Source organism: Shimwellia pseudoproteus (genome assembly GCF_016415625.1).
Classification (GTDB): Bacteria; Pseudomonadota; Gammaproteobacteria; order Enterobacterales; family Enterobacteriaceae; genus Shimwellia; species Shimwellia pseudoproteus.
Genome location: NZ_WBXP01000001.1, coordinates 93,946 through 115,259 on the forward strand (window position 1 = coordinate 93,946; position 21,314 = coordinate 115,259).

Sequence of the window (21,314 nt, forward strand, 5' to 3'; positions counted from 1 at the left end):
TGGTTTTGATTGAAATCAGTAAAGCAGGCATTTTTTAACAACCACACGAATACATCGCACCAAATATGTAACTTTCCACAAATTACATTGCTACCCACCAGCCGGCAGATTTAACGTTTCCGAAATGATTTTTTTAACGAGGTGAAGCGTTTCAACGTGTATTTATATGAATTAAATGTCGATATTAATGAATATAAATTCACAAACACTTATGGAAAAGTATATCGACAGGTAACATTTTTACGTAATTATCAGGAACAGAATGCGAAATCAGGTGCATTGGCGAGCACATACCACTATTCTCAGTTGAGCGGTAGACCATATCGCAAATATCACAACTATAATCCGTAAACAAATAAATACACATTACGGAAGACAATAATGACACTCCCCTTAGGCTGGGGTGTGCTACCACATACGAGGTTTTATGATGGAAGGTCAACAGCACAGCGGTACGCTGAAACGCGGCCTGAAGAACCGCCATATTCAGCTTATAGCCCTTGGTGGTGCAATCGGCACCGGTCTGTTTTTGGGGAGTGCCTCTGTAATACAGTCTGCGGGGCCCGGTATTCTGCTGGGCTACGCGGTGGCCGGTTTTATCGCCTTTTTGATTATGCGCCAGTTGGGCGAAATGGTCGTTGAAGAGCCGGTAGCAGGCTCCTTTAGCCATTTTGCCTACAAATACTGGGGCAACTTTGCCGGTTTCGCCTCTGGCTGGAATTACTGGGTGCTGTATGTGCTGGTTGCCATGGCAGAGTTAACTGCGGTGGGTAAATATATCCAATTCTGGTGGCCAGAAATCCCTACCTGGATCTCCGCGGCGGCCTTCTTCGTCATTATTAACGCCATTAACCTGACCAACGTAAAAGTGTTCGGGGAGATGGAGTTCTGGTTTGCGATTATTAAAGTGTTCGCCGTGGTGGCGATGATTATCTTTGGCGGCTGGCTGCTGTTCAGTGGCCATGCCGGCCCCCAGGCAACCGTCCGTAACCTGTGGGAGCAAGGCGGTTTTCTGCCCCACGGCATCGGCGGCCTGGTGATGATGATGGCGATAATCATGTTCTCATTCGGTGGTCTGGAGCTGGTCGGCATTACCGCCGCAGAAGCAGATAACCCGGCAGAAAGCATCCCGAAAGCCACCAACCAGGTTATCTACCGGGTATTGATTTTCTACATCGGCTCACTGGCTGTGTTGCTCTCACTGATGCCCTGGACCCGGGTCACCGCTGATGTCAGCCCCTTTGTGCTGATTTTCCACGAGCTGGGGGATTCTTTCGTGGCCAACGCCCTGAACGTGGTGGTGCTGACGGCGGCGCTCTCGGTCTATAACAGCTGCGTATACTGCAATAGCCGGATGCTGTTCGGCCTCGCCCAGCAGGGCAACGCGCCAAAATCCCTGCTCAACGTCGACAAACGCGGTGTGCCGGTGAGAACCATCCTGGTTTCTGCGCTGGTAACCGCTCTGTGCGTACTGCTCAACTATCTGGCTCCAACCTCTGCCTTTGGCCTGCTGATGGCCCTGGTGGTCTCCGCCCTGGTGATTAACTGGGCGATGATCAGCCTGGCGCACATAAAATTCCGCCGCGCCAAGCAACAACAGGGGGTTGCGACCCGTTTCCCGGCGCTGTTTTACCCGCTTGGCAACTGGCTGTGCCTGCTGTTTATGGCCGCGGTACTGGTGATCATGCTGATCACCCCGGGAATGGCTATCTCCGTTTACCTGATCCCGGTATGGATCGCGGTACTGGGGGTTGGCTTCCTGTGTAAAGAGAAGAGTGCCAAACTGATTCGCGCCTGATAACTGCCCCTGTTGCTCCCCACGCGCCCTGGCCCTGGCCGGGGCGCGTTGTCAGATACCTCACAATTCCCTGTCTATGGCAATATTGTCCATATCTGCAACGGTTTACTGCTGCCTGAAATCCTGAAAATCAATCAATACTTTGTCCATATTTCAGCGTACGGACCCCGAATATGGAAAACGGCAAATTATCAGTACGAGAAAAGATCGGTTATGGCATGGGTGATGCGGGATGCAATATTATCTTTGGCGCCATCATGTTGTTTGTTAACTATTTCTACACGGATATTTTTGGTCTTTCTCCGGCACTTGTCGGCGTGCTGCTGCTCGCTATCCGGGTGATAGATGCCGTTACCGATCCGCTAATGGGAGCAATGGCCGATCGGACCACAACCCGGTGGGGGCGTTTTCGTCCATGGATCTTGTGGATGGCAGCCCCGTTCGCGGTATTCAGTATTCTGATGTTTACCACCCCGGAATGGACCTACAGCAGCAAGGTTATCTATGCCTTTGTTACCTACTTCCTGCTGTCCATTACCTACACCGCCATTAATATTCCGTACTGCTCACTGGGGAGCGTGATTACCCGGGATCCCCAGGAGCGTGTGGCCTGCCAGTCCTACCGCTTTGTGATGGTGGGCATTGCTACCCTTATCCTCTCCCTGACGTTACTGCCGATGGCCGAGTGGTTTGGCGGCGACAACAAAGCCAAAGGCTACCAAATGGCCATGACGGTACTGGCGTTGCTCGGCATGTGTATGTTCCTGTTCTGCTTTGCCAATGTAAAAGAGCGCGTTCACCCGGCGGTGCCTGGCAAGGAAGATCTGAAAGCGGACCTGCGCGATGTCTGGAAAAATGACCAGTGGGTGCGCATTCTGCTGCTGACACTGTGTAATGTCTGCCCCGGCTTTATTCGCATGGCCGCCACGATGTATTACGTCACCTGGGTTATGCACCAGAGTACCCAGTTTGCCACCTGGTTTATCAGCCTCGGCGTGGTGGGTATGATGTTCGGCAGCACCCTGGCAAAAGTGCTGACGGACCGCTGGTGCAAACTGGATGTCTTCTTCTGGACCAATATCGCCCTGGCCATTTTCTCATGCGGGTTCTGGTTCCTTGATCCCTCTGCCACAGGGCTGGTGATGGTGATGTATTTCCTGCTTAATATCCTGCACCAGATACCTTCCCCGCTGCACTGGTCCCTGATGGCGGACGTGGATGACTACGGCGAATGGAAAACCGGCAAGCGGATTACCGGGATCAGCTTCTCCGGTAACCTGTTCTTCCTCAAAGTCGGCCTGGCGGTGGCCGGGGCGATGGTAGGGTTCCTGCTTTCCTGGTTCGGGTATGATGCCAGCGCCAGCCAGCAGAGCAGTGCTGCGGTACATGGCATTATGCTGCTGTTCACCGTGATCCCCGGGGTGGGTTATCTGATCACCGCGGGTGTGGTTCGCCTGCTGAAAGTTGACAGGGAATTAATGAAACAGATCCAGATTGACCTCGAAGAACGCCGTAATAGCTACCGCGAACACCATATTGAACAGGATGTTATCCCCGGTAATAGCGTAAGGAGCGCACCATGACAACCGCCCCCTGGCCCAATCCGTTTATTGAACAGCGGGCCGATCCCTTTATCCAGTATCATCGCGGTGAGTATTACTTTATCGCCTCGGTCCCGCAGTATGACCGGCTGGAAATCCGCCGGGCCCAGACCATTATGGCGCTGCGCGATGCCCCTGGCGTGGTGGTATGGCGAAAACCGGACAGCGGCCCAATGGGCGAGCTGATCTGGGCGCCAGAACTCCACCGGGTGAACGGCAAGTGGTATATCTATTTTGCCGCTGCCCATACCCAAGCGCTGGACGCCCGGGGCATGTTCCAGCACCGTATGTATGTACTGGAATGCGCAGACCCCGATCCTCTCACCGGCCAGTGGCAGGAAAAAGGCCAGTTCATCACACCGCTGGACAGTTTCGCCCTGGATGCGACAACCTTTAACCACCAGGGAAAGCAGTGGTACCTGTGGGCCCAGAAAGATCCCGCCATCCCCGGAAATACCAATCTGTACCTGGCGGAGATGGACACCCCGTGGTCGATAAAAGGGGCGCCGGTGATGCTGTCAAAACCGGAGTATGACTGGGAGTGCCGGGGTTTTATGGTCAATGAAGGCCCCGCGGTGATCTGCCACGGCAAGCGGCTGTTTATTAGCTACTCCGCCAGCGCCACCGATGAAAACTATTGCCTGGGGCTACTGTGGATCCACCAGGATGCCGACCCGCTGGACCCGGCTAACTGGCATAAATCCCCCCAGCCAGTGTTCACCACCAGCTACCCCAATCAGCAGTACGGGCCTGGCCATAACAGCTTTACCCGCACCCCGGATGGCAGGGACGTGCTGGTATACCACGCCCGCAGTTATACCGACATCGACGGCGATCCCCTGTATGATCCCGGCCGCCATACCCGGCTTAGCTATCTCGAATGGGACACAAACGGCATGCCGGTATTTGGCGAGCCCCCCGCCGATCACGGCTGACCGCGCATCAGAAAGCAAAAAGGCACCCCGTGGGGTGCCTTGATACCGGAGACGTGTAACTCAGACCAGAGTGCCGTAGATGGTCAGCAGCGCCACAATCACCACAATAATAAACGACGCTTTCTTGGCCATTGATACCGCCAGTTTCGGCGTTTTTATTTTATCGTCATGCACATCCCTGGCCAGCGAGAATTGCGCCAGCTGGGTCAGCACCTGATACTGGGAAGTATGCCTGTCCCCCAGTGAGGCAAACCACGCCGGCAGCGCTTTTTCACCGTGGCCCAGCAAGGCATATACCACCCCGGCAAGGCGTACCGGCACCCAGTCCAGCACATGAAGTAGCGCATCAACCCCGGAGAGCTGGCGATCATGTGGCGATTTACGGCGCGCCAGCCAGCTCTGCCATCCCCGCAGGGTCGCATAACCCACCAGCGTCACCGGCCCCCAGCTACCGCCGACAATAAACCAGAATAGCGGCGCCAGGTAATAACGAAAGTTAATCCACAGCAGCGCATTCTGTAGCTCACGCAGGAATGTTATCTGATCACACTCTGCCGGTACTCCGTGGATTAACGTCAGCTCAGCGGACATCTCATCACAGGCGTGATAATCATTATTTGCGGCCGCCTTCAGGTAGTTATGGTAGTGCTGGCGGACCTTCCCGGCCCCAATGCATAACAACCCCACCAGCACCCAGAACACCAGCAGCGGCAGGTTAAACAGCAGCCCTTGCAGCGACAGCAGGCACAGCCACACCACCAGCATACTGGCGGCGGCCATCGCCACTGTGCGCAGCAGCGAGAAGTGTGTTGCCCGGCGGAACAGGAACGCCAGGCGATGATCCAATTGCCAGTGCTCTCCCAGCTTAAATAACCGCTCCTGAATGATGACCAATAGCAGAGTAAACAGCGTCACGGTTGCTCCTTATCACACGGCGATGCGACCATAGCCCGAAATACCGGCCATTCAAATGCCGGGCCTGGGTCAGTTTTACGTACCGGGGCAATATCGCAGTGGCCGGCCATATTATCGGCAATCGCCGGATAGGCCGTAATCAGTAGCCGGGTCACCGCCGCCAGCTGTTGATACTGCGCTCCGGTATAGGGCAAGGTATCGGTCCCTTCCAGCTCAATCCCAATCGCAAAATCATTACACCGCTCGCGCCCTTTATAGCTCGACACCCCTGCATGCCACGCCCGCTTATTAAACGGCACATACTGAACCACTTCACCGTCCCGGCGGATCAGGCAGTGGGCCGACACGCGCAACTGGGCGATATCGGCAAAATAGGGGTGAGCATCGGGATCGAGCGTACCGAGAAATAACGCATCAATCCACGGGCCGCCAAACTGGCCGGGGGGCAGGCTAATATTATGTACCACCAGTAAATAGGGCGGTTCATTTTCCGGGCGGTCGTCAAAATGCGGGGAAGGCTGGCGACGTGCTGTATCCAGCCAGCCATCAATGAGCTGCATAAGGGGTCTCCTTTGTGTGGAACCTGGCGTCGCTTCAGAGTAGCATGATTCAACTTTTTACTTATCAGCCATTTCGGAGTTTTATTATGCCACCCCGCCGTTATAACCCCGACAGCCGCCGCGAAGATCTCCTTGAACGTATTAGCCTTGATGTCCCCGAAAGTGTCTCCCGCGCCCTGCGCGAAGATCTCGGTGGCGAGGTGGACGCCAACAACGATATCACCGCCCAGCTTTTACCGGCTGATAGCCAGTCCCATGCCGTGGTAATCACCCGTGAAGACGGGGTATTCTGCGGTAAGCGCTGGGTCGAAGAAGTGTTTATTCAACTGGGTGGCGATGTGGTCGTCACCTGGCGGGTGGACGACGGTGATGTCGTTCGTGCCGATCAGCCGCTGTTCGAGCTCCAGGGCCCTTCCCGGATATTGCTCACCGGCGAACGTACCGCCCTGAACTTCGTGCAAACCCTGTCCGGGGTGGCCTCCGTGGTGCGTACCTATGCGGACCTGCTGGAAGGTACGCATACGCAGTTGCTGGACACCCGTAAAACAGTGCCCGGCTTGCGCAGTGCCCTGAAATACGCCGTACTGTGCGGCGGCGGCAGTAATCACCGCCTCGGTTTATCGGATGCGTTCCTTATCAAAGAGAACCATATTATCTCTTCCGGCTCGGTGCGTGCCGCCGTGGAGAAAGCCTTCTGGCTGTACCCGGATGTGCCGGTGGAAGTAGAAGTGGAGAATCTGGCAGAACTGGAAGACGCCCTGCACGCCGGGGCAGACATCATCATGCTGGATAACTTTAACGTCGAACAAATGCGTACCGCCGTGGCGCGCACCGCCGGTAAAGCCCGGCTGGAAGTGTCAGGCAATGTCACCAAAGAGACTATCCGTGAGTTTGCCAACACCGGTGTGGACTATATCTCCGTCGGGGCGTTAACCAAACACGTTCACGCCCTCGACCTGTCAATGCGTTTTCGCTAACCGCACCGGTGTCCAGTACGGGGGCAATAGCCCCCCGTTTTGCGCGCTATCCCCCACAGCGTTCCCCGGTACAATGCAACAGCCCAAATATCCCCCGAACCGCCACGTAACCCTGACAATCCCCCCTCGCCGATACCGCCCTGCACTGCCACAGTAGCCTCACTGAAAATCAGGAGGACACCATGGGAAAACAACAGGGATTTACCCTGATCGAGCTGATGATAGTCATTGGCATCATTGCCATTCTCAGCGCTACCGGCATCCCCGCTTACCAGAACTATCTGCGTAAAGCGGCACTCACCGATATGCTGCAAACCTTCTTACCCTTCCGCACCGCCGTAGAGCTATGCGCGCTGGATCGCGGTGGAATAGCGGCCTGCAACAGCGGCAGTAACGGTATCCCCGCCGGGCAAAGCTCACGCTATGTCGCATCGCTGAATGTCAGTGCCGGGGTGATTACCCTGAATGGCCAGGAGAGCCTTAATGGGCTGACCATTGTGATGACCCCGCAGTGGAGTAACAGCGAAGGGCTGAATGGCTGGCAGCGGCAGTGCCAGGCCGGTGGCGATAGCCCATTACAGCAAGCCTGTGAAAATGTGTTCCGCTATAGCGAGGCTGCCACCCAGGCAGCCGAAGGAGCAGAGGTATGACCCCCTCAGCCCCTGGCCCGTTATTGAATCAACTGTGCCAGCAGCACCAGGCGCTGCTGCTGCGGGAAGATGCACACCGGGTGTATATCGCCGTGGTGCACTCCCCGGCGGATCACTTTCTCGACGCCTTGCGCTTTACCAGCAATAAACAGGTAAACGTCAGCTACTGGCCCGCGGAGCAACTGGAAAAAGCCAGCAACGACGGCCAGGCAGAGACGGCGCCCTTATCAGAGGCAAGCGATGATCCGCTGGAAGGGTTGATCGCCAGTGCCGTTGCCCGCCGGGCCTCCGATATTCATCTTGAACCCGGGGCTGCGTCGCTGACCATCCGGCTGCGGGTTGACGGGGTGCTGCATGTGCTGCAGCAGTTGCCCGCCAGCCAGAGTGCCCCGCTGCTGGCGCGCCTGAAAATCAGCGCCGGGCTGGATATCGCGGAGCGCCGCCTGCCCCAGGATGGCCAGTTCAGCACCCAGGTGTCCGGCAGCGCGCTGGCATTACGCGTCTCTACCCTGCCCTGCCGCTATGGTGAAAAGGCCGTACTCCGTTTACAAGACCCGCAATCTGCGGCGTTTTCCGCCGATATTCCGGGCATGACGGCACACCAGCGAACCCTGTGGCAACAGGCCCTCTCCAGCCCCCAGGGGCTGGTACTGGTGACGGGCCCCACCGGCAGCGGCAAAACCCGCACCCTGTACGCGGGCCTGCATAGCCTGAACCACACCGGGGTGAATATTTGCAGCGCCGAAGATCCGATAGAGATCCCGATCCCCGGGATCAATCAGACCCAGATCAACACCAAAGCCGGGCTGGACTTCCCGCTTATCCTGCGTGCTCTGCTGCGCCAGGATCCGGATATCATCATGATCGGCGAGATCCGCGATGCGATGACCGCAGATATTGCTATCAAAGCCGCGCAAACCGGCCACCTGGTGCTGTCCACCCTGCACACTAACTCAACCACCGAGACCGTCACCCGTTTACAACACATGGGGATACCCGGCTGGATGCTGGCCTCGGCACTGCGGCTGATCGTCGCCCAGCGCCTGGTCCGCAAACTCTGTCCCCATTGTCGCCAGCCCAGCAAGGAGCCTGCCCTCTTCGACAGCGGCACTGGCACCGATGCGCAAGACGGTATTACACACTGGCTCCCGGGGGGCTGTGAACGCTGCTATGCCGGTTATTATGGCCGCCTGGCGCTGTTTGAAATGCTCCCCCCGGACCCGCTGATCCGCCAGGCGATGGTACGCGGTGCGGATAACGACACCCTCACCCGTCAGGCCAGGGCGCTCGGTTTTGCAGGCCTGGCACAGAGTGCAAAAGACGCCATCACCCGGGGGCTAACCACGGTGAGTGAGGTCTGGCGGGTGATGGGAGAGCACTAATGGCCAGCCCGATCCTCTGGCAATGGCAGGTTATCGCCCCCGACGGCCAGTACCATCGGGGGGTGCTCCTCGCCGCCAGCCATAAACAGGCTAGCGCGCGGTTAGCGGAACAGGGCCACCACATCCTGGCGTTGCGCCGCCACCCGCGCCCTGGCCGACAGTACCGGCATATTCGCCACCGCATCACCTTCCTGCGCCAGCTGGCAACACTGTTGCAGGCCGGTGTCAGCCTGGATGAGGGGCTGTCCCTGCTGGGTAACCAGCATCCACTCCCGGCCTGGCAGGCTCTACTGGCCGGGTTGCGGGCCGGGATTAATCAGGGGCAGACGTTTTCAGTCGCGCTGGCCGCTACTGGGCTATTTCCCCCGCTTGTGCTGGCCTTGATCACCACCGGCGAGCTTACCGGCCAGCTGGAGCGCTGCTGCCAGCAACTTGCACAACAGCAGGCGCAACAACACAGCCTGCAACAACAGGTGGTGAAAGCGCTACGCTACCCGCTGTTTGTCCTTGCTGTCGCGCTGCTGGTCAGCGCCGCAATGGTGGGCCTGGTACTGCCGCAATTTGCCGCGATTTATCAGACCTTCAATGCGCCACTACCGGCACTAACCCGTGGGGTACTGGGCCTGGCAGATATCGCCAGCCAGTGGGGGCTCACCGCACTGCTGCTGTGCGGATTGCTGGCCACCGGTGTGCCCTTTGCCAGGCGCCGCTATCCGGTGCTCCTGCGGGTGGAGCAACATCTCTTGCTCAGGCTGCCGCTGGTTTCAGCGCTGATCATTGACCAGCGGATGACCATGATCTTTACCACCCTGGCACTGACCCAGCATGTCGGGGTGTCACTGCTTGACGGGCTGACGGCGGCAGGCTCTGCCCTGCCCGCCCCGCTATGGCGAGAGTGCATCACCCGGCTACAGGCGCAGATCAGCGCCGGGGAAACCCTGTCCCGTGCCATGGAAGAAAGCCCGCTATTCCCCGCCCTGGCGGTGCAGATGGTCGCCACTGGTGAGGCGTCCGGGGCGCTGGATACCATGCTGGCGCATCTGGCTGAAGAGTTTAGCCAGCAGGCCTATGCCCGGGCCACGGCATTATCCGCGACGCTGGAACCGGTGATGATGATAGTGATGGGAGGAATAATCGGTACGCTGGTGGTGGCAATGTATTTGCCGCTGTTTCAGTTGGGGGAGATCCTGCACTGAACGGCACGCCGGATGGCGTGCCGTGAGACTGTATTACAGGCTGTTAAAGACGCGGTTTTCCTGCTCCTGCACCCGAATAAACGTGGTGCGTTTAGTCAGCTCTTTAAGGCGCGATGCCCCTACGTAGGTACAGGCCGAACGCAGGCCGCCGAGGATATCCCGGGCGGTGTGCTCTACCGGGCCGCGCAGCGGCAGTTTAACGGTTTTACCTTCCGCGGCGCGGTATTGGGCAACCCCACCCACGTGGCGGGTCATGGCGGACTCGGAGCTCATGCCGTAGAACAGCATAAATTTCTCACCGTTTTGTTCTACCACCGTACCACCACTTTCATCATGGCCTGCCAGCATCCCGCCAAGCATCACAAAGTCGGCACCGCCGCCGAACGCTTTAGCGACATCGCCCGGTACAGTACAGCCGCCGTCACTGACAATCTGGCCGCCCAGGCCGTGGGCCGCATCGGCACATTCGATAACCGCGGACAACTGCGGGTAACCCACGCCGGTTTTCACCCGGGTAGTACATACCGAGCCTGGGCCAATGCCGACTTTGACGATATCGGCACCTGAGAGGATCAGCTCTTCGCACATCTCGCCGGTGACCACATTACCGGCACAAATGACTTTATTCGGCCAGGCTTCACGGGCCTTGCTGACAAAGCGGACAAAATGCTCAGAATAGCCATTCGCCACGTCGATGCAGATAAAGTTCAGCGCCGGGCACAGGGCCAGAATCTGTTTGGTTTTCTCGAAGTCTGCATCAGACGTGCCGGTGGACACCATGACATGCTGAAGCACTTCCGCGGAGGTGGACGCCGCAAATGCCTGCCAGTCGCTCACAGAGTAGTGTTTATGTACTGCAGTCAGAATGTCGAAGCTTGCCAGGGCCTCAGCCATCGCAAAGGTGCCCACCGAGTCCATATTGGCGGCGATCACCGGTACGCCGGACCAGGTAATACCAGAATGTTTGAAGGTGAATTGGCGTTCTAACTCGACATCAGAACGGCTTTTGAGGGTAGAGCGCTTCGGGCGGATAAGGACGTCTTTGAAACCTAACTTCAGATCTTCTTCAATACGCATGACTGAATTCCTGGGGTTGAGTAGCGTCGAACATAAGTGCGCAATCGGCGATGAAACGGCCAACTCCAGTGCAGTTATCATACGCACTAATTATGGCTCTGCAAGACTGCGAAACTGTTCTTTTTTACGCTACAATCCGATAAATTTACCTGGTGGATACGCAGCCGGGCCATAACGACGGCTATCGCCGGGTGCTATTCGGCAATCAAACAGGCCCCGTTACCCAACATCCCATCGCTATACTACTGATTAGACAAGATTTGAGATGATGACACTATGTGCTACACGGTCGCATTAACCGGCGGAATTGGCAGTGGCAAAAGCACGGTAGCGGACGCTTTTGCCCGCCTGGGGATCACCGTGGTAGATGCCGATGTCATTGCCAGGCAGGTTGTCGAGCCCGGCCAGCCCGCGCTCCGGCAGATAGCCCAACATTTTGGTCACGCCATACTGCAAGCAGATGGCAGCCTTAACCGCCGGGCGCTGCGCAAAATTATTTTTGCCCATCCTGAAGAAAAACAATGGGTGAACAATCTGTTACACCCAATTATTCAGCAGCGAACCCGCCACGCGTTGAGCAGTGCCCGCTCACCGTATGTATTATGGGTGGTACCACTGCTGGTCGAAAATCAGTTACATCACCGGGCGCAGCGCGTATTAGTCGTTGATGTGACGGAAGACACCCAGCTTCAGCGTACGATGCAGCGCGATAATGTAAGCTATGAGCATGCCAGCCAGATTCTGGCAGCCCAGGTCAGCCGCAGCGAACGGCTGGCGGTGGCGGATGACGTCATCAATAATGATGGCCCCCCGGATGCGATTACTGACGGGGTCGCTCGCCTGCATCAGCACTATTTGACCCTGGCCGGACAGGCAGCAAGACAGGAAGAAAAGCATGAGTGAGCATGTCATCTTTGAGCACCCCCTGAACGAAAAAATGCGCACCTGGCTGCGCATTGAGTTTCTGCTGCACCAGGTAGAGGCGGTATTACCCCTTACCGACTACGCCAGCGCCCTGCACTTTTTCCGTAATATCGGCGATTTACTGGATATTTTCGAACGCGGAGACATCCGCACTGAAATTATCAAGGAGCTGGAGCGCCAACAGCGTAAACTACAAAGCTGGCATGATGTGCCGGGCGTCGATACCAACCGGATATCCAGCCTGCAGGAACAACTGCGCGAACGGGGCGCCAGCCTGATGTCTGGCCCGCGCCTCGGCCAGAGCCTGCGTGAGGATCGCCATATTGCCCTGGTGCGCCAGCGCCTGAGTATCCCCGGCGGCTGCTGCGGTTTTGATTTACCCAGTCTCTTTTTCTGGCTTAACCTGGCACAATCCCAGCGTGATACCCAGGTAGCGCTGTGGCTGGCCACGCTACGGCCGTTAAAAGAGGCACTGGAGATTCTCCTTGATCTGATCCGTAACTCCGCGCCGTATCGCAAACAAACCAGCCTCAATGGTTTTTACCAGGATAATGGGGAAGATGCGGATCTGCTGCGCCTGCAGCTGAATCTGAATACCGGGCTTTACCCACAAATTTCCGGCCATAAAAGCCGTTTTGCCATTCGTTTTATGCCGCTCGACAGCGAAAATGGGGTTGTCCCCGAACGTTTCGACTTCGAACTGGCCTGCTGTTAAGGAAGCCTTATGTCTGAAGAAATCACGGTGGACTGCCCCACCTGTGGAAAGCAAGTGATCTGGAGTGAAGCCAGCCCGTACCGGCCGTTTTGCAGCAAGCGCTGCCAATTGATCGATTTAGGCGAATGGGCGGCGGAAGAAAAGCGTATCCCCAGCCGGGGAGATGTGTCCGACAGCGACGGCTGGAGTGACGAAGACACCAGCAACTGACCGGCACAGGTCAGTATTTTCCGGGGCGGCGCAGCCACCCCGGCATACTAAAAACGCCCCTGTAGCTGCTCAATCACCGACTGATTAGCCGGTGGAAAATCTGCCACTTGCAGGTCGGCCAGCGCAACCCAGCCCCCGGGCTGCCCCTCTTTCCCCCAGGGCTCTCCCAGCCACTGCTCAACCAGATAAAACCACAGCGTGACCGGGCGCTCACCGAACTGTACCGTCTTGTGGGTGAACAGGGTAAATTGCTCAACCCGAATCCCGACTTCTTCTTCCAGCTCACGCACCAGCCCCTGTTCCGGGGTTTCTCCGGGCTCGACTTTCCCGCCTGGGAACTCAAGTTTATTGGCCATATGGCCTTCGGCGGCGCGTCGGGTAATAAAAATCTGATGTTCGGCATTACGAATGATGCCAATGGCGATGTTAAGGTGTGTCACAGGTTTGTCTCATAAAAAAGTCATTAAAAAAGGCGCAGCAAGCTGCGCCTTTTATTTATACCCTGGCCTTAGTTAAGACGGCCATGGCACTGTTTATATTTTTTACCCGATCCACACGGACAAAGATCGTTACGGCCCACTTTACGCTCGCCAGTCTGGCCGGCAATCGCCTCAGCGGCTTCCTGATCGTCAGTCTGATGGCTCAGTTGCTGCATATTCGCCAAACGCTCAGCGTCTTCACGGCGCTGCTGCTCGAGCTCTTCGACTTCTTCCGGCATCCGTACCTGAACTTTGCTCAGGGTGCTGATCACTTCGTACTTCAGTGATTCCAGCATGGAAGAGAACATAGCGAAGGACTCGCGTTTGTACTCTTGCTTCGGATCTTTCTGGGCATAACCACGTAAGTGGATCCCCTGGCGCAGGTAGTCCATCGCCGCCAGGTGCTCTTTCCACAGGGAGTCAAGGGTCTGCAACATCACGCCTTTTTCGAAATGACGCATCATTTCAGCCCCTACCACTTCTTCCTTACGCTGGTATACCTCAGCCGCACTGCTCAGAATACGCTCACGCAGGGTCTCTTCATGCAGTTCCGGCTCTTTATCCAGCCACTCGGAAATCGGCAGATCGAGGTCGAAGTCGTTTTTCAAACGTTCCTGCAGGCCGGTGATATCCCACATCTCTTCAAGAGACTGTGGCGGGATGTGGTTGTCGATGGTCACTTTAAACACATCTTCACGGATGCTGGCAATGGTTTCGCTTACATCTTCAACATCCAGCAGCTCATTACGCTGGGTGTAAATGGCGCGGCGCTGATCGTTCGCCACATCATCGTACTCCAGCAGTTGCTTACGAATATCGAAGTTGCGGCTTTCAACTTTACGCTGGGCGTTAGCAATCGCTTTGGTCACCCACGGGTGCTCAATAGCCTCACCCGGTTTCATCCCCAGTTTACGCATCATGTTAGTAACGCGGTCAGAGGCAAAAATACGCATCAGAGCATCTTCCATCGACAGGTAGAAACGGGAAGACCCGGCATCCCCCTGACGACCAGAACGACCGCGCAGCTGGTTATCGATACGGCGTGATTCATGGCGCTCAGTACCGATGATATGCAAACCGCCCGAAGCCAGTACCGCGTCGTGGCGAACCTGCCAGTCGGCTTTGATTTGGGCAATCTGCTCTTCGGTGGGGGCTTCCAGAGCAGCCACTTCCGCCTGCCAGCTACCGCCCAGCATAATATCGGTACCGCGACCGGCCATGTTGGTGGCGATGGTCACCGCCGCCGGGTAACCGGCCTGGGCAACGATGCCCGCTTCGTTAGCGTGGAACTTGGCGTTCAGAACGTTATGTTTGATTCCGGCTTTAGTCAGCTCATGAGACACCACTTCTGATTTCTCGATGGAGATGGTCCCCACCAGTACCGGCTGGCCATTGGCTGTACGCTCACGAATATCATCGATGATCGCGCCAATTTTTTCTGCCTCGGTCATGTAGACCAGATCCGGCATATCCTTACGGACCATCGGGCGGTTGGTCGGCACCACGATAGTATCCAGCTTATAAATAGAGCTGAATTCAAAGGCTTCGGTATCCGCCGTACCGGTCATCCCGGCCAGCTTTTCATACAGACGGAAGTAGTTCTGGAAGGTGATGGAGGCCAGCGTCTGGTTCTCGTTCTGGATATCCACGCCTTCTTTGGCTTCAACAGCCTGGTGCAGGCCATCTGACCAGCGGCGGCCCTGCATGGTACGGCCAGTATGCTCATCGACGATGATCACTTCGCCGTCTTTAACGATATAGTCAACGTCACGGGTAAACAGCGCATGAGCACGCAGTGCCGCGGTGACGTGGTGCATCAGCATAATGTTGCCCGGCGAATAGAGCGACTCACCTTCGTCCATAATGCCTTCGTTAACCAGCAACTCTTCAATCAGTACCAGACCGCGTTCGGTCAGGTTTACCTGGCGGGATTTTTCATCCACCGAGAAGTGCCCTTCGCCCTGGAAGGTGTCGGAGTCGTCTTTTTCCTGACGGATCAGATGCGGGATGATTTTATCTACCCGACGGTACATCTCGGAGCTGTCTTCCGCCGGGCCGGAGATAATCAGCGGGGTACGGGCTTCATCGATCAGGATGGAGTCCACCTCATCCACCAGTGCGTAGTGCAGTTTACGCTGCACGCGCTCTTCCGGGCTGAACGCCATGTTATCGCGCAGATAGTCAAAACCGTATTCGTTGTTGGTGCCGTAGGTGATGTCTGCGGCATACGCTTCACGCTTAGCCGGTGCAGGCATCCCCGGCAGGTTAATCCCCACGCTCAGGCCGAGGAACTCAAACAGCGGGCGGTTGTTTTCCGCATCACGCTGGGCGAGATAATCGTTGACGGTAACCACGTGTACGCCTTTACCGCTCAGGGCATTCACGTATGCCGGCAGGGTTGCGGTCAGGGTTTTACCTTCACCGGTACGCATTTCCGCGATGCAGCGATCATTCAGTACCAGGCCACCCAGCAGCTGAACGTCGAAGTGACGCATGCCGAATACCCGTTTACTGGCTTCGCGGACCACCGCAAAGGCTTCGGGGATAATACTTTCCAGGCTTTCGCCTTTTTCGAGACGACCGCGGAACTCATCGGTTTTGGCTTTCAGTTCATCGTCTGAAAGCTTTTCCATTGCCGGTTCCATGGCGGTGATGCGGGTAACGACTTTACGCAGACGGCGTAAAGTACGATCGTTACGGCTACCAAAAACTTTTGTCAGTAAATTCACGAGCATAATAAAGATCCAGTGCCCTCAGAGGCAGTTAATTATATGTAGAAAATAACCAGAAGAAATTAACTGATGTACTGAGGTCCCGCGCGGATCCCCTGCACCAGGCGTACCCAGCCCGCCATGCTGTATACCGTTTCCGGCTCGCTGCCGGTACGGGCAATCTGGCGCACAACCACCGGCGGTTTGCCGGCTTGCGTCAGCAGTGAGCTAAGGGAGTTCAGTAACGCGAAGTGGCGGGCATTCAGGGGGCGGGAAGTGGCTTCCTCAGCAACCTGGTTGACCTGCGGTGCAAGGGCAAAAGAGAGGTGGCGGATAACGGTACGAATGGCGTGCTGATGCCAGTAATCCACCTGACTAAACGAGGTCCGGCGGCCAGACTCCTGTAACAGGGCCAGGCCATCAAAATAGGCCGGCAGCGCCCGATGCGCCAGAGAAGGTACTGATGTTTCAGTGGGTCTGGCGGGGGTTTCTGCATTCGCGTTAAGCGCAGGCAGCCCAAAACTGGCCGCGACCATCCCAAATAAGAGATGCGGCCAGAAATAACGCCTGCCTAATTGTCGACAACGATCCAGAATACCGATCACCGTGCCCACCTGAAGAAGGATGTTTAAAACAGCCTCAGAACCTTAAATGACTGACTCAGGATATTATCACTATTCGCACACGCCGGCATCCGTAATGCAGATGAACTGACCGTGGATTTGTGCAAATGTTCAGCAGTCAGCCATGTAAATGGCCTCCGCCCGGGGGAGGTGATGGTAAATCGGGGAAATAAAAAACGACCAGTCACCCGGCAGGAGAGAGGGCGCCGGATGAGCCAGTCGTTATTTTTCAGGTACTAATGGGGTTATGCAAACACCCGAGAAGGCGCTCTGAATGCCACAGGCAGTTGAGCATCATCTTCAAAGGTCACGTATTCCCACGCTTCCTGTTTAGCCAGTACCGCCTGCAACAGTTTGTTGTTCAGGGCGTGACCGGATTTAAATGCCGTAAATGCGCCGATAATATTGTGACCGCACATAAACAGGTCACCGATCGCATCCAGCATTTTGTGACGAACAAATTCGTCTTCGTAACGCAAGCCGTCTTCGTTCAGTACACGGTAGTCATCGACCACAATCGCGCAGTCCATACTGCCGCCCAGGGCCAGGCCACGGGACTGCAGGTATTCGATATCACGCATGAAACCGAAAGTACGTGCCCGGCTGATCTCCCGCATAAATGATTCTGCGGAGAAGTTCAGACGATAACGCTGACTGCTGGCGTCAATCGCCGGGTGGTTGAAGTCAATGGTAAAGTCCAGAGAGAAACCATTGAATGGTGTCAACTCGGCCCATTTATCGCCATCACCTACGCGTACAGCTTCTTTGATACGAAGGAATTTCTTCGCGACGTTCAGCTCTTCGATACCTGCATCAAGCAGCAGATATACAAATGGCGCTGCACTGCCATCCATTATGGGGATTTCAGGCGCGTCTACGTCAATAACGACGTTATCGATGCCAAGGCCAGCCAGAGCAGCGTTAAGGTGCTCTACTGTAGAAATCCGCACGTCATGCTCGTTCACCAGGCAAGTACAGAGCATGGTATCACGCACAGATTTGGCATCTGCCGGAAAATCAACCGGTGGATTCAAGTCGGTGCGACGATAGATGACCCCGGTGTTTGCCGGCGCAGGGCGTAATGTCAGCGTGACTTTCTTGCCGGTATGTAAACCAACACCAGTCGACTGAACAATACGTTTTAAAGTCCTTTGTTTGATCATCGTATAATCTCGCCAAATAACCTATCCAACTGAGAGTGTATATCACTCACGGCGGGGCAGTGTAGCACAAAGAGCCTATGATCCCAACTTCCGGTTTATTCTTAATCAGCCTGCTTACGCAAGAAGGCCGGAATGTCCAGATAATCAGGCTCTTTCGCCGGTTGCTGCACGTTATCGTTAACCACTTTAGCCACCGCTTTCTGATCTTGCTGAATCGGCGTCATGGCATGCTGGTAACGATCCATCGCGGGCTGCTGAGTCTGTTTGTTGGTCACCAGGGTAATTTCAGGACGTTTGTCCATACCGATACCGGTCGCCACGACAGTAACACGCAGTTCGTCGTTCATATCCGGATCCAGAGAGGTACCGATAACCACGGTGGCATTATCCGATGCAAAGGCACGGATAGTGTTACCCACGGTTTCGAACTCATCCAGACGCAGGTCGAAGCCAGCCGTAATGTTGACCAGCACACCGCGGGCACCGGACAGATCGATATCTTCCAGCAGCGGAGAAGAGATAGCCATTTCAGCCGCTTCTTCAGCACGGTCTTCACCACAGGCCACACCGGAACCCATCATGGCGTAACCCATTTCAGACATAACGGTACGCACGTCCGCAAAGTCGACGTTCATCAGACCCGGGCGAGTGATCAGTTCCGCGATCCCCTGTACCGCACCTTTCAGTACGTCGTTGGCTGCGCCAAACGCATCCAGCAGAGAAATACCGCGGCCCAGCACTTTCAGTAATTTGTCGTTCGGGATGGTGATAAGGGAGTCAACATGCTTGGACAGCTCGGTGATCCCCTGCTCTGCGAAGGCCATACGTTTCTTGCCTTCGAAGTTAAACGGCTTGGTGACAACGGCCACAGTCAGAATGCCGAGGTCTTTCGCCACTTCCGCAACCACAGGGGCAGCACCGGTCCCGGTACCACCGCCCATACCGGCAGCGATAAACACCATGTCCGCCCCTTCCAGAGCAGCACGCAGTGCTTCACGATCTTCTTCCGCCGCGTTACGGCCCACTTCCGGGTTCGCGCCTGCACCCAGACCTTTAGTGATACCACTACCGATCTGAATGGTCTGGCCGACTGCCGTTTTACGCAATGCCTGCGCATCGGTGTTGACTGCGAAGAATTCAACACCCTCAATGCGTTCGCGCACCATGTGCTCAACAGCATTGCCGCCACCGCCACCGACGCCGATGACTTTAATCACCGCGTCGTTGGTCAATTCCATAGGTTCAAACATAGTTTCTCTCCGTTTTGTGCCTGTTCGCCTGAGACCGCTAATTTTCTACGGTCTCTTTAAAAAATTAAAACTCTTTTCTTAGCCAACTGTTAATTCGCTTAATCCATGAGCTTACTGTGGCGGTTTTTTCGACTTCGGCTTCACCACTGAGGTGTGATTCTTTGCCGTAGTGCAGTAATCCTACCGCCGTTGAGTAGTAAGGCTCCTGGGCGTAATCGGTCAGACCCGTGATATTCAGTGGTGCGCCAATACGAACCTGGGTATGGAACACACGCTGCGCGCATGCCGCTAACCCTTCGATTTGTGCCGCCCCACCGGTCAATACAATACCCGCCGCCAGGTGGTGTTTTACCCCCTGCTGACGCAGTTGCTCTTGCAACTGTAAAATCTCTTCGTTTACCAGGTTCAGCAATTCGGTGTAACGCGGCTCAATGACCTCTGCCAGGGTCTGGCGCTGCAGACTACGCGGCGGACGGCCCCCAACGCTGGGCACCTCAACGCTTTCGTCTTTGCCCACCAGGGAACCCAGCGCGCAACCGTGGCGCACTTTAATGGCTTCCGCATCGCTGGGCGGGGTCCCGAACGCATAAGCGATATCGCTGGTGACCACATTCCCGGCATAGGGGATAACTTTAGCGTGGCGCAATGCACCGCCGGTATACACCGCCATGTCCATAGTACCACCACCGATATCCACCACACAGACACCCAGCTCACGTTCGTCCTCGGTCAGCACCGCATAACTGGCGGCCAGACCGGCAAATATAAGTTGGTCAACTTTCAGCCCACAACGTTCCACGGCTTTCACGATGTTCTTCGCCATGTCGTTATGACAGGTGATCAGATGGACCTTGGCCTGCATACGCACGCCGGACAACCCAACCGGATTTTTAATCCCTTCCTGATAGTCGATAGCATATTCCTGTGGAATCACATGCAAAACCCGGTGTTCGTCACGAACACGTACTGATTTTGCGGTGTGAACGACGTTTTCCACATCTTCCTGCGTCACTTCTTCTTCCGAGATAGGCACCATGCCGATTTCGTTCTGGCAGCTGATATGTTTGCCGGACAGCGCCAGATATACCGATGATATCTGGCAGTCGGCCATCAGCTCGGCCTGATCAATGGCGCGCTGTACGCACTTCACCACTGACTCCAAATCATTTACCCCGCCTTTATCCATTCCGCGGGACGGGCAACTCCCTACACCAATGATATTCACAATACCGTCGGGCAGAACCTCCCCTACTAAAGCGGCAACCTTCGCGGTGCCAATCTCCAGTCCTACAACCAATTTTCTGTCCGTCGACTTAATCATTATTGTTCTGCCTGTGCCTGATTCTGTTGTTGATTAACTTCTTCGGCAGGGAGCGGAGCCCAACCAACCGCAGCACCTGAGTCATAACGCAGATCAACGTAACTTATCCGTTTACCTTCTGTCTGCGCCTGCTTTTGTAAAACCGGGTACAGCTCTACAAAGCGATTCAGTCTATTCAATGTATCGTCGCGCCCCAGGTTGAGCTTAATGTCATCACTCAGCGTCAATACCCAGGAACGCCGCGCAGTCATTGCTGCCGCTTTCAACGTGAATTTATTCTTCGCCAGCACATCACCCATTGCCCGGAATCCCTGGAGCACTTCGTTCTCGCTCCCTTCCGGGCCAGAAAGCACCGGTAATAGCTGTTTTGCCGTCCGTTCCGTCGGTACGCCGAAGGAGACGCCGCCAGCATCGATCATATGCTGATCATTCCAGCGTGCTATGGGCACATATTCAACCAGATGAATCTTCAATTCGTCCGGCCACTGCTTTCTGACGCTCGCCTGCTTGATCCACGGCAAACGTTCAATCTGCTGCTGGATGATATTGACATCCTGGGTCATAAATGTCCCCGGCGGCCCCAACGCCAGAATCGACTGGCGAATATCATCATTACGGGTGTAATGCCTATCCCCGGTAACCACCAGCTTAGAGAGCGGCAGACGCTGGGCATCTTCCATCCAGCCGATCACCACCCAGACACTGACAAAGATGGTGAGCAGCACAGTCACCAGGAACAAAATTCCCGCAAGATGCGTTCCGTTATTGCGCCGGGAGTTATTTTCTTCTTCCTGACGATTACGTGTGTTCAGTGCTGCCTGGGACAT

At 55.8% G+C, this 21,314-nt stretch carries 20 protein-coding genes; 10 read left to right on the top strand and 10 right to left on the bottom strand.

Annotated elements, in window-relative coordinates:
- Nucleotides 1–427 precede the first annotated feature (427 nt).
- From aroP to F9C28_RS00420, 3 genes are all read left to right on the top strand, one after another.
- Complete coding sequence (gene aroP, locus F9C28_RS00410) at nucleotides 428–1,798, top strand: aromatic amino acid transporter AroP (RefSeq protein WP_199013123.1); 1,371 nt, start codon at nucleotides 428–430, stop codon at nucleotides 1,796–1,798.
- Nucleotides 1,799–1,971: 173 nt separating this feature from the next.
- The gene (locus tag F9C28_RS00415; protein ID WP_199013124.1) at nucleotides 1,972–3,381 is read left to right on the top strand and encodes a glycoside-pentoside-hexuronide (GPH):cation symporter; all 1,410 of its coding nucleotides are present in this window, start codon (nucleotides 1,972–1,974) and stop codon (nucleotides 3,379–3,381) included.
- A complete protein-coding gene (locus F9C28_RS00420) occupies nucleotides 3,378–4,334 on the top strand; it encodes a glycoside hydrolase family 43 protein (protein WP_199013125.1) in 957 nt (318 codons plus the stop codon). Before F9C28_RS00415 ends, F9C28_RS00420 begins: the two co-directional genes overlap by 4 nt.
- Before the next feature lie 60 nt (nucleotides 4,335–4,394).
- Here the strand turns inward: F9C28_RS00420 and ampE are convergent, their stop codons facing one another.
- The gene (gene ampE, locus F9C28_RS00425; protein WP_199013126.1) at nucleotides 4,395–5,249 is read right to left on the bottom strand and encodes a beta-lactamase regulator AmpE; all 855 of its coding nucleotides are present in this window, start codon (nucleotides 5,247–5,249) and stop codon (nucleotides 4,395–4,397) included.
- A complete protein-coding gene (gene ampD, locus F9C28_RS00430) occupies nucleotides 5,246–5,809 on the bottom strand; it encodes a 1,6-anhydro-N-acetylmuramyl-L-alanine amidase AmpD (RefSeq protein ID WP_199013127.1) in 564 nt (187 codons plus the stop codon). Before ampD ends, ampE begins: the two co-directional genes overlap by 4 nt.
- 86 nt (nucleotides 5,810–5,895) lie before the next feature.
- On the opposite strand from ampD, the gene nadC reads away from it, so the two are divergent.
- From nadC to hofC, 4 genes are all read left to right on the top strand, one after another.
- Nucleotides 5,896–6,786 (top strand): carboxylating nicotinate-nucleotide diphosphorylase, encoded by an 891-nt coding sequence (gene nadC / locus F9C28_RS00435; protein WP_199013128.1) that lies wholly within the window; start codon nucleotides 5,896–5,898, stop codon nucleotides 6,784–6,786.
- 182 nt (nucleotides 6,787–6,968) lie between these two features.
- Nucleotides 6,969–7,436: a prepilin peptidase-dependent pilin gene (gene ppdD, locus F9C28_RS00440; protein WP_199013129.1), complete on the top strand. Its 468-nt coding sequence runs from the start codon at nucleotides 6,969–6,971 to the stop codon at nucleotides 7,434–7,436.
- Entirely contained in the window at nucleotides 7,433–8,818 is a 1,386-nt protein-coding gene (gene gspE / locus F9C28_RS00445; protein ID WP_199013130.1) for a type II secretion system protein GspE, read from the top strand. The genes ppdD and gspE overlap by 4 nt, the downstream gene beginning before the upstream one ends.
- A complete protein-coding gene (hofC, locus tag F9C28_RS00450; protein ID WP_199013131.1) occupies nucleotides 8,818–10,014 on the top strand; it encodes a protein transport protein HofC in 1,197 nt (398 codons plus the stop codon). Before gspE ends, hofC begins: the two co-directional genes overlap by 1 nt.
- 33 nt (nucleotides 10,015–10,047) lie before the next feature.
- On the opposite strand, the gene F9C28_RS00455 is transcribed toward hofC, so the two are convergent.
- A complete protein-coding gene (locus tag F9C28_RS00455; RefSeq protein ID WP_199013132.1) occupies nucleotides 10,048–11,091 on the bottom strand; it encodes a GMP reductase in 1,044 nt (347 codons plus the stop codon).
- 276 nt (nucleotides 11,092–11,367) lie between these two features.
- On the opposite strand from F9C28_RS00455, the gene coaE reads away from it, so the two are divergent.
- Genes coaE through yacG form a run of 3 tightly spaced genes read left to right on the top strand, consistent with a single transcriptional unit; the run spans nucleotide 11,368 to nucleotide 12,940 of the window.
- Nucleotides 11,368–11,994: a dephospho-CoA kinase gene (gene coaE, locus F9C28_RS00460; RefSeq protein ID WP_199013133.1), complete on the top strand. Its 627-nt coding sequence runs from the start codon at nucleotides 11,368–11,370 to the stop codon at nucleotides 11,992–11,994.
- Nucleotides 11,987–12,730, top strand: coding sequence for a cell division protein ZapD (gene zapD / locus F9C28_RS00465; RefSeq protein WP_199013134.1), 744 nt, complete (start codon nucleotides 11,987–11,989; stop codon nucleotides 12,728–12,730). Before coaE ends, zapD begins: the two co-directional genes overlap by 8 nt.
- Nucleotides 12,731–12,739: 9 nt before the next feature.
- Nucleotides 12,740–12,940 (top strand): DNA gyrase inhibitor YacG, encoded by a 201-nt coding sequence (yacG, locus tag F9C28_RS00470; RefSeq protein ID WP_199013135.1) that lies wholly within the window; start codon nucleotides 12,740–12,742, stop codon nucleotides 12,938–12,940.
- Nucleotides 12,941–12,987: 47 nt separating this feature from the next.
- Here the strand turns inward: yacG and mutT are convergent, their stop codons facing one another.
- From mutT to ftsQ, 7 genes are all read right to left on the bottom strand, one after another.
- Nucleotides 12,988–13,380, bottom strand: coding sequence for an 8-oxo-dGTP diphosphatase MutT (gene mutT / locus F9C28_RS00475; protein ID WP_199013136.1), 393 nt, complete (start codon nucleotides 13,378–13,380; stop codon nucleotides 12,988–12,990).
- A 68-nt stretch (nucleotides 13,381–13,448) separates the two neighbouring features.
- On the bottom strand, nucleotides 13,449–16,154 hold the full coding sequence (secA, locus tag F9C28_RS00480) for a preprotein translocase subunit SecA (protein ID WP_199013137.1): 2,706 nt from the start codon (nucleotides 16,152–16,154) through the stop codon (nucleotides 13,449–13,451).
- A 59-nt stretch (nucleotides 16,155–16,213) separates the two neighbouring features.
- On the bottom strand, nucleotides 16,214–16,735 hold the full coding sequence (gene secM, locus F9C28_RS00485; RefSeq protein ID WP_199013138.1) for a secA translation cis-regulator SecM: 522 nt from the start codon (nucleotides 16,733–16,735) through the stop codon (nucleotides 16,214–16,216).
- Between the two features lie 263 nt (nucleotides 16,736–16,998).
- Nucleotides 16,999–17,916, bottom strand: coding sequence for a UDP-3-O-acyl-N-acetylglucosamine deacetylase (gene lpxC, locus F9C28_RS00490; RefSeq protein WP_199013139.1), 918 nt, complete (start codon nucleotides 17,914–17,916; stop codon nucleotides 16,999–17,001).
- A gap of 101 nt (nucleotides 17,917–18,017) precedes the next feature.
- Nucleotides 18,018–19,166, bottom strand: a complete 1,149-nt coding sequence (ftsZ, locus tag F9C28_RS00495) for a cell division protein FtsZ (RefSeq protein ID WP_199013140.1) — start codon at nucleotides 19,164–19,166, stop codon at nucleotides 18,018–18,020.
- A 64-nt stretch (nucleotides 19,167–19,230) separates the two neighbouring features.
- On the bottom strand, nucleotides 19,231–20,487 hold the full coding sequence (gene ftsA, locus F9C28_RS00500; protein ID WP_199013141.1) for a cell division protein FtsA: 1,257 nt from the start codon (nucleotides 20,485–20,487) through the stop codon (nucleotides 19,231–19,233).
- Entirely contained in the window at nucleotides 20,487–21,314 is an 828-nt protein-coding gene (gene ftsQ, locus F9C28_RS00505; protein WP_199013142.1) for a cell division protein FtsQ, read from the bottom strand. Before ftsQ ends, ftsA begins: the two co-directional genes overlap by 1 nt.